Genomic DNA, 13,747 nt, shown 5'->3' with positions numbered 1-13,747 from the left:
CCGTCTCTGCACCTCGTATAGATATTCCCTATCGGGAAGAAAAGGAAAGTGGAGGCGGCCTTGCCGTCGACCCCTGCCATCCATGTTTCCCTGGCGGAACCGATCCATCTGCCGCCGCCGTTCGCGCTCGTCCGGCTGCGCGAGCGTGGAGACGCCTTTGCGCACGCTTGCCGCATTGCACACGATAGCGGCGCCGGCACGCTGGTCTATGTCGGGCGGTTCGATCTTGCCGAATTTGCCGTGGTGCTCGAGCCGGGCGAATCCTTCAGCACAGCGCGGCGCGCCTTCTATGCAGGCATGGTCGCACTCACCGACGCGCTTCGCGCCTATGCGCAACCGAACAAGACGGTGGCGATCGACTGGCCCGACGCGGTCCGGATTGATGGCGGCCTGGTCGGTGGCGGACGGCTGGGATGGCCGTCGTTCGCGCGCGAGGACGATCCGCCGGCCTGGCTCGTGTTTGGCGCCATGATCCGGACCGTTGCGATGACGGACCAGGGAGGAGGTGTTTACCCGCTTGCGTCCGCGCTGGACGAGGAGGGGTTTGGCGAAGCTGGGGCCGTGCAGGTCACCGAGAGTTTTGCGCGGCACCTGATGCGGGCGATCGACACCTGGCGGGTCGATGGTTTTGACAGCGTTGCGCGCGACTATCTGAGCCGCTTGGCTCGCCAGCGGCAAACGCTGCAGCGGATCGACGATCGCGGCGATCTCCTCACACGGCGCATCGGCACCGACAGGACCGAGCGGGGCGAACTCGTCGAAGCACTCGCTACGCCGTCCTGGCTCGATCCGAAGCTCGGAGGACCGCGGCTGTGAAACTCATGCGCACCATCGCACTAGATCCCTCCGACACTTTCGTGTTCGACGCGGCAGCCGAGCCTGGCGAATGGGCCGTCTCCGGCGCCTTCCGCTTCTGCGATCAGGATCCGGCGAAGCTGGCCGGCAAGGCGCGCGCCGCCTTCCGGAGTGGCTTCCTCGGCGTGAAATCCTGGGGCTGGTCGACACTGGCGCAGATTGTCCCGGCGACAGAGGACGATTGCCGGGCCCTGATCGAACTCCTCGCCAAGCAACTCGTCGATCGCCTCGGCGCGCCGGACATTGTGACCGCGAGAGCTGCTGCGGAGGAGGAAGTCGCGTTCGTGCAATCGCTCTGCGTCCACCCGATCAGCTCGCTGATCGCTGTCTACCGCTCGGCAAGCGGTGGCGAGGTCCGCGAGGCGTTCCGCAGGTTGCAACTGCGCGAAGGCCAGAGACACAGCAAGGCATTCTCGTTCATGGAAGTGGAGGATGACGTAGAGCCGGACCATGATCTCCACCTTGCCGATATGGGGCGGGAGCCGCGGCCGCGATGAAGGATTTCTGGATCGCGTGCGGCCACCATCTGCTCGATCGCGACGAGAGCGGCGGGCTTTGTGTCACCGATGAGTTCCTCAAAGCCTGTTTTGCCCGTCCGGAGCTGATGCCGCCGCGCGATGCATGTCCGGTCGAACGAAGGCTGCACCGCGAGCTGCTCGGCGACCCACGCCAGGTTGTCAGCGCAGACGAGGTCGCGGCCGTCGCCGATGAGGACGCACGCGAAAATTGGCGGTTCGTGCTCGCCTTTCGCGATCTGCTCTTGCGGCATCCAACGCTTGAGGCGTCCTACCTCGCAACCGTCCGGTCGCGCGCCAACGATCTGCCGCCGCTATTCGTCAATCAGCTCGTCCATGTGATCCTGCGCAATGCGCTCGATGGCTGTGACGACCCCTTCGTGCTGCGTGCGGCCGAGCTGTTCTTCCGTCCGCAGCGCATCCTGCCGCATGAGCAGGCATTGCTGCTCGGCGACGAAGAACTCGTCGGTGGGCAGAGCCCGACGCCTGTGCTCTCGCTGATGTCGATGCTGGGGGCAACGACCGATGCCCAGCTTGACGCGCTACGCGACGAGAATGCCGGCGATTATTGGCAACGAAGCGACCATTTCGACATGGCGTTCGACCTCACCGCGGGTGGCCGAGGACCAATTGCGCTGGCGCAGGTGATGGCGCGCTGGATCTCCCATTTGCTGGCGGTCGATGTCGCCGTCGAGCCGCTGAGCGAGCTGCATGATGCGCGGCTCACCTGGTATGTCGGGCTCGACGCCGATGCCACGAGAATAGGCGACCGTCTCTGGCACGGCGAGCGGCTCGACGAACACAGCGCCGGGCGCGTGCTCGCGCTGTTCCGCCTGACGTTTGCGGACACGAGCGCGGCTATGGACGATCTGCGAGGCGAGCCGGTCTATCTCATCCTCGCGATGACGCCGGACCAGAAGCTTCGGATGAAGCCGCAGAATCTGCTGACGGGACTACCGATCAAACGCCTGGAGATGGTGACGTGAACCCCGCTGCGCTGCCGCTTCTCCGCTTTCCCGTCGGCATCGTGGTCGAGCGGCGCAACGCGGGCTCGCCGTGGACCGACTTCGTCTGGCGAGCTGTTGCTGTGCTGCCAGACGAGCTGGGCACAATGCCGTGGACGGTTCTCCGCGAAGAGGACGGGACGACGCTTTTCTACGCCGGGAGTGCCACGGTCGATCTCTATCCGTCAGAGACGGCGCGCTATCGCGACAATCTCGCTTCGGGCAGTCCGAGCATTTGGACTGTGTTGTCGCCCGCAGAAGGCGCCTGGCCCTATTCGGTGACCGCCGCCACCGCAGATCCCTCGGAAGGCGAGGCATTCACCGAGGCCGGCGCCAATCTCGTCGAGGCGGTGCCCATGCCGGAGATGCTGCGCGAGGCGATTGAAAATTTCGTCGCCGAGCACCACGTCGAACGGGAGTTCTTCAAACGCAAGCGACGGCAGGCCGATCCGGAGGCGCTGGCGCGCCGTCAGCATGAAGGCGGAGGCGAATGAGTGAGGACGAGTTCCTAGTGCGGTGGTCGCGCCGCAAGCAGGAGGCGAAGGCGAACGCCACGCCGCCGGACAAGGTAATGCACGACGACGTGCAGTGTGTACCAGAGCCCGCCGTCAAGGACGACGAGATGGAAGTGGACCTGTCGAGCCTGCCTTCGATCGAGTCGATCACATCAGCTACGGACGTCAGAGCCTTCCTGCGCAAAGGGATTCCGCGGGAGCTAACGCGCGCGGCGCTTCGTCGCGCCTGGAGTGCTGATCCCACCATTCGCGACTTCGTAGGGCTTGCGGAGAATGCATGGGACTTCAACGATCCGGCGGCGATGCCGGGCTTTGGTCCGCTGGATTGCTCCGAGGGAGATCTGGCCGCGCTCGTTGACAGGATCGTCGGCGGCCTCGGCAGGTCAGCCGAGGCGCGGTCCGAGACGCCGGCTGAAGTTGCGGATTCTTCGCGGGAATTGCGCCAAGCCGAGACGCCAGACGTTGAGATCATCGCCGAAGAGGCCGCGACCACCGAACCCGCTGTTCCTTCCGCAGCGCAACCAACGAACGTTGAAAGCCCCGAAAGCGAACGAGTCTCGGTTCGGCGTCGCACGCATGGTCGTGCATTGCCCCGCCGGGCACCCGACGAAAGACCATAGCCTCAGGCTATGGGAGGCGATTGACCCTCCGCGGAACCGGGACTACGCTTCGTCTAGCGCTTTGTAACAAAAGCAAAATCGAGCACCTGGGACTTTGATGGAGGTCCATGTGCGTGATGATGGTCTCGATCGCGCCATTGACGCCGCTGGCGGCGTTGCCCAGCTTGCGCGCAAAATCGGGATCAGCCAGCCGTCCGTTTCGAACTGGAGCAAGATACCCGCACAACGGGTGATTGCAGTCGAAGCTGCTACCGGCGTATCGCGCAGTGACTTACGGCCAGATCTGTATGGCGAGCCGCTCTTGTCCGAAGAGTCGATTGACCCCGTCGATGCGGCGCGTGCGCAGGAATATCGGTTGCTGGCGACACTCTTGTCCGCGGCGCCGTCAGAACGGCTCCTCGACCAGCTGACCACATTGTCCGGTGACGCAACGCCGCTCGGGCGCGCGCATGCTGCGCTAGCCGCAGCCGCCGCCGAGCCCGACGCAGCGAAGGTCGAACGCGAATATTTCGACCTGTTCGTCGGGCTCGGCCGCGGCGAGGTCTTGCCCTATGCCTCCTACTACCTGACCGGCTTTCTCAACGAGCGGCCGCTGTCACGCCTGCGCGCCGATCTTGCTGCGTTGGGAATCGAACGCGTCGCGAACAATTCGGAGCCGGAAGATCACGCGGCCATCCTGTGCGAGATCATGGCAGGCTTTGCCGGCGGCCGCTTCGAGGCGTCGTCTGACGTACAGCGCGTCTTCTTCGAGAAACACGTTGCTCCCTGGATGGGGCGGCTGTTCGCCGATATCGAGAGAGCAGAGAGCGCCACCTTCTATCGTGCGGTCGGCGCGTTGGGTCGCGCCTTCATCGAGATCGAGACGGAGGCATTCACGTTCGCCAACTGAGCCGCACGCGCGGGTCCAGGAGAGATGCGATGAGTGAAGACGGGAAAACCACAAACGGGCGCCGTGCCTTCTTGCGCAAGGTCGGAATCGGCACGGTCGGCGCCGGTGCGACGTTCGCGATGCCGCTGGTCGGCTCCGCGCAGGCCGATAGCGAAACCAACGATGAGAAGCGAAAGGCACGCTACAAGGAAACTGATCACGTCAAGGCCTTTTACCGCGTCAACCGTTATCCGGCCAAGGGAGGCTGACCGTGCTGATCAGGCGAACACACCAGCATTCTTCACGCCACGGCTCCGTCGCGGAGTCCCTTGCGGGTGAGGCTCGCGGTCTCGACCGCCGCAGCTTCCTGCGCAAATCCGGTCTTGCCGGCGGCGCGCTCGCTGCACTCGGCACCCTGCCGGTCGGCGGCGTGCGCAAGGCGGAAGCGGCGATGGCCGGTCCACTTACCGCGGGCGCGAGCGTCCGCAAGAGCGTCTGCACACATTGCTCTGTCGGATGCACGGTGACGGCGGAGGTCCTGAACGGGGTGTGGATCGGCCAGGAGCCGAGCTGGGATTCCCCGATCAATCGCGGCTCGCATTGTGCCAAGGGCGCCTCCGTGCGCGAACTCGTGCACAGCGAGCGGCGGCTGCGCTATCCGATGAAGCTCGTGGGCGGGCAGTGGACCCGCGTCTCCTGGGACACCGCGATCAACGAAATCGGCGACAAGCTTCAGGCCGTGCGTGAGAAGTCCGGTCCCGATTCCGTCTACTGGCTCGGCTCGGCAAAGATGACCAACGAGGGAGCCTACCTGTTCCGCAAGCTCGGCGCGTTCTGGGGAACCAACAACACCGATCACCAGGCCCGCATCTGCCATTCAACCACCGTCACCGGCGTCGCCAACACCTGGGGCTACGGCGCGATGACCAACAGCTACAATGATATCCGCAATGCGAAGACGCAGGTCATCCTGGGCGGCAATCCGGCCGAGGCGCATCCGGTTTCGCTGCAACATCTGCTCGAGGGCAAGGAGCTGCAAAAGGCGAACTTCATCGTCATCGACCCGCGCCTGACGCGCACGGCCGCACACGCGACCGAATATGTGCGGATGCGGCCGGGCACCGACATCCCGGTGCTCTACGGCATGATGTGGCACATCCTCCAGAACGGCTGGGAGGATAAGGAATTCATTCGGCAGCGCGTCTACGGGTTCGACGACCTCAAGAAGGAGGTTGAGAAGTGGCCTCCGGAAGAAGTCGAGCGCGTCACCGGTATTCCCGGTGAGCAGCTCAAACGCGTCGCCAAGATGTTTGCCACCGAGAAGCCGGCAACGCTGATCTGGGCCATGGGCCAGACCCAGAAGACCGTCGGTACCGCCAACGTGCGCGCCAGTTGTATCTTGCTGCTGATGACCGGCAATGTCGGCGGAGCGGGCATGGGAGCCAATATCTTCCGAGGCCACGACAACGTGCAGGGCGCGACCGATGTCGGGCTCGATATCGTCACGCTGCCGTTCTATTACGGCCTCGCCGAAGGCGCCTGGAAGCACTGGTCGCGGGTTTGGGAGGTCGACTACGACTTCCTGAAGTCGCGCTTCGATACCAAGCAGATCATGGAAACCCCCGGCATCCCGCTGACCCGCTGGTTCGAAGCGGTGACGCTGCCGAAGGATCAGGTCGCGCAGAAGGACAATGTGAAGGCGGTGTTCGTGCAGGGACATGCCTCCAACAGCATCACCCGCATTCCTGAATCCCTCAATGGCCTGAAGGCGCTCGAGCTGCTTGTCATCGCCGATCCGCATCCGACGACCTGGGCCTCGCTCGCAGTCGAGGCGGGGCGCAAGGATGGCGTCTACATTCTGCCGGTCGCCACGCAATTCGAGTGCAAGGGGTCGCGCGTCGCCTCCAACCGCTCGCTGCAATGGGGCGAGCAGATCGTGAAGCCGATCTTCGAGTCGAAGGACGATCTCGAGGTCATCTATCTCCTGGCGAAGAAGTTTGGCTTCGCCGACCAGATGTTCAAGAAGATCAAGGTCGAGAACAATCTTCCTGAGGCAGAGGATGTCCTTCGCGAGATGAACCGCGGCAGTTGGTCGACCGGCTATTGCGGGCAATCGCCCGAGCGCCTCAAGGCGCACATGAAGAACCAGGCGAAGTTCGACATGCTGACGATGCGGGCGCCAAAAGACGATCCCGAGGTCGGCGGCGACTATTACGGCCTGCCCTGGCCGTGCTGGGGATCACCGGAAGTCAAGCATCCCGGCACGCCGCTGCTCTACAATACCAATCTGCACGTGATGGACGGCGGCGGCACGTTCCGGCCGCGCTTCGGCCTCGAGCGGGAGGAGAAGCTGCCGGACGGCACGACGCGGAAAGTGAGCCTGCTCGCCGATGGCTCGTACTCGCTGGGATCGGGGATCCAGGACGGCTATCCGGAGTTCACGCTGGCAAGTCTGAAGAAGCTCGGCTGGGACACCGAACTCACCGAAGCGGAAATGGCCGTGATCAACAAGGTCAATCCGGCCAATCCGGACACGGTGTCATGGTCGCTGGACCTGTCGGGCGGCATCCAGCGCGTCGCGCTGGCGCATGGTTGCGTACCCTACGGCAATGGCAAGGCGCGGATGAATGCCTTCGGCTTGCCCGATCCCATTCCGGTCCACCGCGAGCCGATCTACACGCCGCGCGTCGACCTCGTCGCCAAATATCCGACGCTGCCCGACGCCAAACAGTTCAGGATGCCCAATATCGGCTTCTCCGTGCAGAAGGCCGCGGTGGAGAAGGGAATTGCCAAACAGTTCCCGCTGATCCTGTCGTCCGGCCGTCTGGTCGAATATGAGGGCGGCGGCGAGGAGACCCGCACCAATCCGTGGCTCGCCGAATTGCAGCAGGACATGTTCATCGAGATCAATCCTGCCGATGCCGCCGACCGCGGCGTCAAGGACGGCGGCTGGGTCTGGGTCACGGGCGCGGAGAACAACTCCAGGGCAAGAATGAAGGCGCTCGTCACCGAGCGTGTCGGCAAGGGAGTTGCCTGGATGCCCTTCCACTTCGGCGGTTGGCTCGCAGGCAAAGACCTTCGCGGCAACTATCCGAAGGGGACCGACCCGATCGTGCTCGGCGAAAGCGCCAACACGATCACCACCTACGGCTACGATCCCGCGACGGGCATGCAGGAGCCGAAGGTCACTCTCTGCCAGATCGCGGCGGCATAGGAGCAACGACGATGGCACGTATGAAATTCCTCTGCGACGCCGACCGTTGCATCGAATGCAATGCCTGCGTCACCGCTTGCAAGAACGAGCACGAGGTGCCCTGGGGTATCAACCGGCGACGGGTCGTCACCATCAATGACGGTAAGCCTGGCGAGCGCTCGGTCTCGATGGCCTGCATGCACTGCACGGACGCGCCCTGCGCGGCAGTGTGCCCGGTGAACTGCTTCTATACCACCGCCGACGGCGTGGTTCTGCACTCCAAGGACCTCTGCATCGGCTGCGGCTACTGCTTCTACGCCTGTCCGTTCGGCGCGCCGCAATATCCGAAGGTCGGTAATTTCGGCTCGCGCGGCAAGATGGACAAATGCACCTATTGCGCCGGCGGCCCCGAGGCCGATGGCAGTAAGGAGGAATACGAGAAATACGGCGCGAACCGGCTTGCCGAAGGCAAGCTGCCGCTCTGCGCCGAGATGTGCTCGACGAAGTCGCTGCTCGCTGGCGACGGCGAGATCATCGCCCAGATCTACAAGGAGCGCGTGCTGAAACGCGGCTACGGCTCAGGTGCCTGGGGCTGGAAGACGGCCTATCGCGAGACGATCGAGTCCTGATGCGAGTTGCGACGGAGAACATCCAGGAGGAGCTCATGGTGTCATGTGGAAAGTTCGTTCGGCTTGCCTTCGGCGCCTGGGCTCTGCTCCTGCTCGTCATGGCGGCGCCGGTCCCGGTGAGCGCCCAGCAGGTCAACCCGACCGCGAGCTCGGTGAAGGAGCAACAGCTGTTGCAGGAATTCGACCGCATCCAGGGCCGCGTCAGCATCCCCGACCAACGCTCCAGTGTGCTGGTGCAACCGCAGGGGCGCGAATGGCGTGAATTCCGTACGGTGATCCTGCGCTGGATCGGCGGCGTTACCATCATCGGCATGCTCGCGGCGATCGTGATCTTCTATCTGACGCGCGGCATGGTTCGTCTGGAAAGCGGACGGTCGGGCCGCACTGTCGTGCGCTTCAACGTCTATGAGCGTTTCGTGCACTGGATGACCGCGACCTGCTTCATCATTCTGGCGATCTCCGGATTGAACATTACCTTTGGACGACCGCTGCTCTTGCCGTTGATCGGCTTCGAAGCTTTCTCCGAATGGTCGCAATGGGCGAAGTACGCGCACAACTATCTGAGCTTCCCATTCACCGTCGGCGTCGTCCTGATCTTTCTGATGTGGATCGCCGGCAACATCCCGAACAAGGTGGATGTCGAGTGGGCGAAGCGCGGAGGCGGCATGTTGGGCCATGATCATCCGCCGGCCTATCGGTTCAACGCCGGGCAGAAGGCGATCTACTGGATTGTCGTCATCGGCGGAGGGCTGATCGCCGCGAGCGGCTACGTCCTCATGTTCCCGTTCTACACCACGGGTATCGAAGGCATGCAGATGGCCCAGATCGTTCACGCGATCGTCGGCGTGTTGTTCGTCGCCGCGATGCTGGCGCACATCTATATCGGCACGATCGGAATGGAGGGCGCCTTCGAGGCCATGGGCTCGGGTGACGTCGATCTCAACTGGGCACGCGAACACCATAGCCTCTGGCTCGACGAGCAGATGGCGCGGACCGGATCGGACGACAACCGGCCGCGATCCGCAACCGCTGCGGCGGAATGAACGAGAGAGGCTGGCGCGACGCCCTATTGCGTCCGCTCCTTGGCAAACACAACGGAGCGGTCCTCGATCTCTTGGTCGGGTAACGTGCCCGAGCGTTGGGTCTGCAGCGCTTCGACGGACGGCATGCCGGTCTGCCTTGAGGGGGAGAGCACGTGTGATCTGAGCACGCTCGAAGCTGCGCCGATCGCGACAACCGCAACGACCATGGAAAACAGGAACCGTTTCATGCGTCATATCCGTTTGGAGTTGCGTCCGGGAACCAAGGGTAAGCCTCAATTCCCGTCGTCGATGTGAAACGCGTCACATTTTGCGAGATTTTGTCCGAGCTCGCCGATCACGCGCGCGGAGATGGAACTGCGGCGCGCGAAGCGGCAGCGCTCGTGGCCCCCGCGCTGGTCGGCGGCGACAGCCGCGCGACCTTCTTCTCTCGCTACGATCGCTTACCGCTGTGAGCAATATTGCCGGCTAGGACCGGATCGCTATGACCGTCCAGTAGCGAAGCGCGGTGCTCGAAGGACAGCATTCCAATGCCCATTGAGACACCGGTGGACCTGGTGCGCGAGGCTCGTATCTCCTTGCATGATATCGGTCATTTCAAGCGAGGCCGGAATCACGTCACGGGATGCTGGCGGGGGCACCTTTTGCTTGTCGCGAGCATGGCTGACTATGCAAAAACGGCAAGAAGACCAATCCGCACACCGGGAAATTGTGGCAGCGAAGGCACAGTCTCCCGCTAAAGCTGCACAAGCTCGGAGTGCGCCGGTTCCGCATAGGCGCGCTGTGGTAGCATCTGCACATTTTCCGGGTCCTCACACGGCCGGATTGTTCTTCGGTCGTGACAGGAGGGCAGTAGAAAAGTGGGGATCGGCAGATGCAGATAAAGGTCGGGACGTCGGCATCGACGGCTGGTTTTGTTTGGCGGTTTGGCGCGGCGGCAATTGCCGTCTTACTCATGCTCCCCAATGATGCGGCGCGAGCCGATGAAGGCGGCGTCAGCTTCTGGATACCCGGATTTTTTGGCAGCCTCGCGGCTGTGCCCGCGCAGGCGCCGGGCTGGTCGATGACCTCGATCTATTATCACACCTCGGTTTCCGCAGGCGCCGACGTCGCGCGGGCCCGCGAGATCTCGATTGGTCGCTTTCCCGCGAATCTGACGGCCACCGTGAACGCGAACGTTAAGGCGAATGTGGATCTTGGCCTTGTGGCCGGGACCTACACCTTTGCGACGCCGGTGCTGGGTGCTCAGGCCTCTGCCAGCCTGTTGGGCCTATACGGCTCCAACTCAACGTCGCTGGCGGGATCGCTCACGGGGGCATTGACGTTCCCGGGCGGCGCTACGCTCCCCTTCTCGCGCTTCGACACCATCGATAGCTCGCTCATTGCATTTGGCGATTTGCTGCCAATGTTCCAGATGAAGTGGAATGCCGGGACCAACAACTACATGGCCTACATCACCGGTGACATCCCGGTCGGAGCCTATCAGTCGGACCGTCTTGCAAATATAGGGCTCGGGCATTGGGTAATCGACGCTGGTGGCGGCTACACCTATTTCGATCCAAAGACCGGGCATGAAGCTTCGGCGGTGCTGGGATTCACATACAACTTCAAAAACCCCGCTACCCAATATCAGAATGGTGTCGACATGCACCTCGACTGGGGCGCGTCGCAATTTCTGACCAAGCAATGGCAGGTCGGCCTCGTGGGTTACCTCTATCAGCAGATCGGCTGCGACAGCGGCTCCGGCAACCGCGTCGGCTGCTTCCGGTCGCGGGTGGCCGGCGTCGGACCGCAGGTTGGTTACATTTTCCCAGTCGGAGACATGCAGGGATACCTGAACCTGAAGGCCTACGGCGAATTCGCCAACGAAAATCGGCCAGCAGGCTGGAATGTCTGGCTGACGTTCAATCTTCAGCCTGCGGCGGCAACGCCGCCGACGTCCTCGAGGCCGAGGTTCACGAAATAGAAGCGCCGGTGCTAACGCACTATTGTGATGAACTGAGCACCTATATCACTTCAAGCGTGCGCGAAGATCGTCGGTGAGGCGGTTTAGTTCACGGTCATTCGGGACGAGGCGAGAGAGCCGCTCAGCATATTCGAGGGCGGCTCCGATGTTTCCGGAATCGCGGCTGAACGTGACAAGGGCAGACAGGCTGTCGCGATCGTCTGGATGCCGGACCAGGTTGGCCTTCAAGACTTCAATTGATTCACCGACGCGGCCCGACGAATGCAGCGCCACGGCGTACACGTAGGCGTAGCGCGACCGGTCAGGTTCGAGTTCGCTTGCAGTCTGGAATTCGCTGAGCGCGTCGTTCGGTCGTTTCTGCCTGATAAGGGTGAGCCCCAGAGCATGGTGCAGGCCGCCGTCTTGCCGTGAAGACGTGATCGCTGTTCTCAGGATGCTTTCTCCCTCGCGATCCCGGCTGAGCTGCCGGTACAGGTCCGCCAGATTGATCGCTGCGGGCGTGTATTGGGGGCTGAGCCGCAGGGCTTCCTTGTATTCGCTCTCTGCGTCGGTTGTCAGCCCGCGCCGCGCATGGAAGTTTCCAAGCGCCGAGCGAGCTTCGGGCCGGTCCGCGTTGAGGCGTTGGGCCGCAACGAACTCGGCCGCCGCCCGCTCAAATGCTGCGCGATCGGAGGCGGTCTGGTTGGCAGGAGGCACGGCGGCCAAAACGGACACCGCCCTGATACGAACTCCGCGGCTTGGATCGGAAAGAAGCGGCGAGACGAGCGGCCAGATCCGGTCGCCCGGAAAGCCGTCGAGCATGTCAAGCGCTGCGACCCGCACCATTGGATCGGGATCGGCCAATCCCTTCCGGACGAGCTCGATATTCGCAGGCGAGACACGCGAATGAAGTTCGCTGAGAGCGCTCGCACGCGCGATTGCCGGCGCTGTGGGACTGGCCGCCACCGTAGCCAGCAGCGCGGCCGCGTCGCTTTGGTCGGTCCAGGACGCCAGGAATGCCTCGGCGTAGTTCTGGAAGCCTTTTCGGACAGGCCCGTGCCAGCGCTCGATCGCGTCGGCCGCCCATTGTGCGGATTTGTCGGTATGGCAATTGTTGCAGGCATTTGGCGTGCCCAGCTTCACGGAGAGATCCGGCCTCGGAATTCGAAGGCTGTGGTCGTGCCGCTTGTCGACACCCATGTAGGTACTGACAGGCATATGGCATGACGCGCAGGTTACCGCCGGCGTTACGCCTTCGTGGCGACTGTGTGAGGCAACTTCATATTTGTCGGAGGCGTGGCATTGCAGGCAAACGCCATTGCCTGGAGCGCGCAGCTTCGCGGCATGGGGTTCATGGCAATCGCTGCAGGTGACGCCGGCCGCGAACATCTTGCTCTGCTTGAACGGGCCGTAATTGTACACCTCGTCGCGCATCTGCCCGTCCGCATGATACAGGCCACGAGCAAGGAGGGAGATGGCATGCGTATCGGACAAGGGTTGTCCCGGCATCCAATCTTCTGAGAACTCGCCGCGTCGCGCGTGGCACAGCCCGCAGGTCTCGACCTCTCTGCGCGTGACCGCAGCCGCGATGCTGCGTTGCGGGTTGCCGGTCTTCGGATCGGGGTGCCAAGTGACGCCGTCGCGCTCGTTCAGCAAGGCGGTCAGCCCTTTGCGCGGGTCATCATCTTTTCCAAACCAGCTCCGCTGGCTGTGCGCCCAATCGACGTGGCGGGAGCCCTTGCCGTGGCACGCTTCGCAGCCGACGCTGATTTCCGTCCACGTCGTGTGGAAACGGTCATTGGCCGCGTCGTAGTTCTTCTGCACGCCGGTTGAATGACACTCCGCGCACATGAAATTCCAATTCTGATTGAGCCTGGTCCAATGCAGCACGTCGTCGTGCTTGATCTCTTCGTTGGGATAGAGATGAAACCAGCGTTGACCACCCTGGTCCTTCGGCCGGCTGTCCCAGGCGATTGTGAGCGCCTGTATGCGGCCATCCGCGAATTCGATGAGATATTGCTGGAGTGGGTCGATGCCGAAGGTGTATTTCACCTCGAAGGTCGCAAGCTTGCCGTCGGGTCCGTCGGTCTCGACGAAGAACTTGTCGTCCTTTCTGAAAAAGCGCGAATGGACGCCGAAATAGTCGAAACTGGCATCGTCGAAGTTGCCGAGCACGGAAGCAGTCGTCGCGTGTTGCATGGCATGCTTGTGCTGCGATTCCTTCCACAGCGCGGTTTCGGCCTGGTGGCATCCGGCGCAGGCCTCGCTGCCGACGAAGGCCAGGGCAGGGGCCGCGCCGCCGCTGCGAAGAGCGTTGGGCAGAACTAGCCCGCCCTCGGTGGCGAACAGCAAGGTCAGGCCACCCGCGAGAGTCGCAACTGTCGCCAGCACGGCTATGAGCGTCGCCGATCTCCACGAGCGGCGGGATGGGCTGTGGGACCCGTCGGGGCGGGCGCCTGTCGAGAGTTCAGCGGATCTCGACGCGGAAGGGCGTTTCGAAGGCTTATCGGTCCTGCCGGCTCTGATCTTTTTGTGCGCCACGAACTGAAAACTCCCAAATCCT

13 protein-coding genes are annotated in these 13,747 nt (G+C 63.0%); 11 read left to right on the top strand and 2 right to left on the bottom strand.

Translation table 11 applies throughout. From position 1 onward, the window contains the following. Nucleotides 1-48: 48 nt before the first annotated feature. From RAD16_RS27195 to RAD16_RS27150, 10 genes are all read left to right on the top strand, one after another. Complete coding sequence (locus RAD16_RS27195; RefSeq protein WP_458160905.1) at nt 49-816, top strand: biotin/lipoate--protein ligase family protein; 768 nt, start codon at nt 49-51, stop codon at nt 814-816. Beyond that, nucleotides 813-1,352, top strand: coding sequence for a DUF6505 family protein (locus RAD16_RS27190; protein ID WP_458160904.1), 540 nt, complete (start codon nt 813-815; stop codon nt 1,350-1,352). Before RAD16_RS27195 ends, RAD16_RS27190 begins: the two co-directional genes overlap by 4 nt. Beyond that, nucleotides 1,349-2,356, top strand: coding sequence for a DUF6352 family protein (locus RAD16_RS27185; RefSeq protein WP_458160903.1), 1,008 nt, complete (start codon nt 1,349-1,351; stop codon nt 2,354-2,356). Before RAD16_RS27190 ends, RAD16_RS27185 begins: the two co-directional genes overlap by 4 nt. Beyond that, on the top strand, nt 2,353-2,868 hold the full coding sequence (locus RAD16_RS27180; protein WP_458160902.1) for a DUF3305 domain-containing protein: 516 nt from the start codon (nt 2,353-2,355) through the stop codon (nt 2,866-2,868). Before RAD16_RS27185 ends, RAD16_RS27180 begins: the two co-directional genes overlap by 4 nt. Next, complete coding sequence (locus tag RAD16_RS27175) at nt 2,865-3,509, top strand: DUF3306 domain-containing protein (protein WP_458160901.1); 645 nt, start codon at nt 2,865-2,867, stop codon at nt 3,507-3,509. Before RAD16_RS27180 ends, RAD16_RS27175 begins: the two co-directional genes overlap by 4 nt. Nucleotides 3,510-3,606: 97 nt before the next feature. Beyond that, nucleotides 3,607-4,398 carry a molecular chaperone TorD family protein gene (locus RAD16_RS27170; RefSeq protein ID WP_458160900.1) on the top strand — a complete coding sequence of 264 codons (792 nt, stop codon included), beginning with the start codon at nt 3,607-3,609 and terminating at the stop codon, nt 4,396-4,398. Nucleotides 4,399-4,427: 29 nt separating this feature from the next. Then, complete coding sequence (locus RAD16_RS27165; RefSeq protein WP_458160899.1) at nt 4,428-4,646, top strand: formate dehydrogenase; 219 nt, start codon at nt 4,428-4,430, stop codon at nt 4,644-4,646. Further along, nucleotides 4,643-7,591 carry a formate dehydrogenase subunit alpha gene (locus RAD16_RS27160; RefSeq protein ID WP_458160947.1) on the top strand — a complete coding sequence of 983 codons (2,949 nt, stop codon included), beginning with the start codon at nt 4,643-4,645 and terminating at the stop codon, nt 7,589-7,591. The genes RAD16_RS27165 and RAD16_RS27160 overlap by 4 nt, the downstream gene beginning before the upstream one ends. An 11-nt stretch (nt 7,592-7,602) precedes the next feature. Then, entirely contained in the window at nt 7,603-8,199 is a 597-nt protein-coding gene (gene fdh3B, locus RAD16_RS27155; protein ID WP_063688766.1) for a formate dehydrogenase FDH3 subunit beta, read from the top strand. A 35-nt stretch (nt 8,200-8,234) separates the two neighbouring features. Further along, nucleotides 8,235-9,242, top strand: a complete 1,008-nt coding sequence (locus RAD16_RS27150; protein ID WP_458160946.1) for a formate dehydrogenase subunit gamma — start codon at nt 8,235-8,237, stop codon at nt 9,240-9,242. A gap of 23 nt (nt 9,243-9,265) precedes the next feature. On the opposite strand, the gene RAD16_RS27145 is transcribed toward RAD16_RS27150, so the two are convergent. Beyond that, on the bottom strand, nt 9,266-9,469 hold the full coding sequence (locus tag RAD16_RS27145) for a hypothetical protein (protein WP_458160898.1): 204 nt from the start codon (nt 9,467-9,469) through the stop codon (nt 9,266-9,268). A 725-nt stretch (nt 9,470-10,194) separates the two neighbouring features. On the opposite strand from RAD16_RS27145, the gene RAD16_RS27140 reads away from it, so the two are divergent. After that, nucleotides 10,195-11,205: a SphA family protein gene (locus RAD16_RS27140; RefSeq protein ID WP_458160945.1), complete on the top strand. Its 1,011-nt coding sequence runs from the start codon at nt 10,195-10,197 to the stop codon at nt 11,203-11,205. Nucleotides 11,206-11,250: 45 nt separating this feature from the next. On the opposite strand, the gene RAD16_RS27135 is transcribed toward RAD16_RS27140, so the two are convergent. Then, nucleotides 11,251-13,536, bottom strand: coding sequence for a tetratricopeptide repeat protein (locus RAD16_RS27135; protein ID WP_458160897.1), 2,286 nt, complete (start codon nt 13,534-13,536; stop codon nt 11,251-11,253). Nucleotides 13,537-13,747 lie beyond the last annotated feature (211 nt).

This window comes from Bradyrhizobium sp. 18BD, assembly GCF_054185225.1.
The sequence above is the reverse complement of the archived record's forward strand: the minus strand, read 5'-3'. Positions and strand labels throughout refer to the sequence as shown.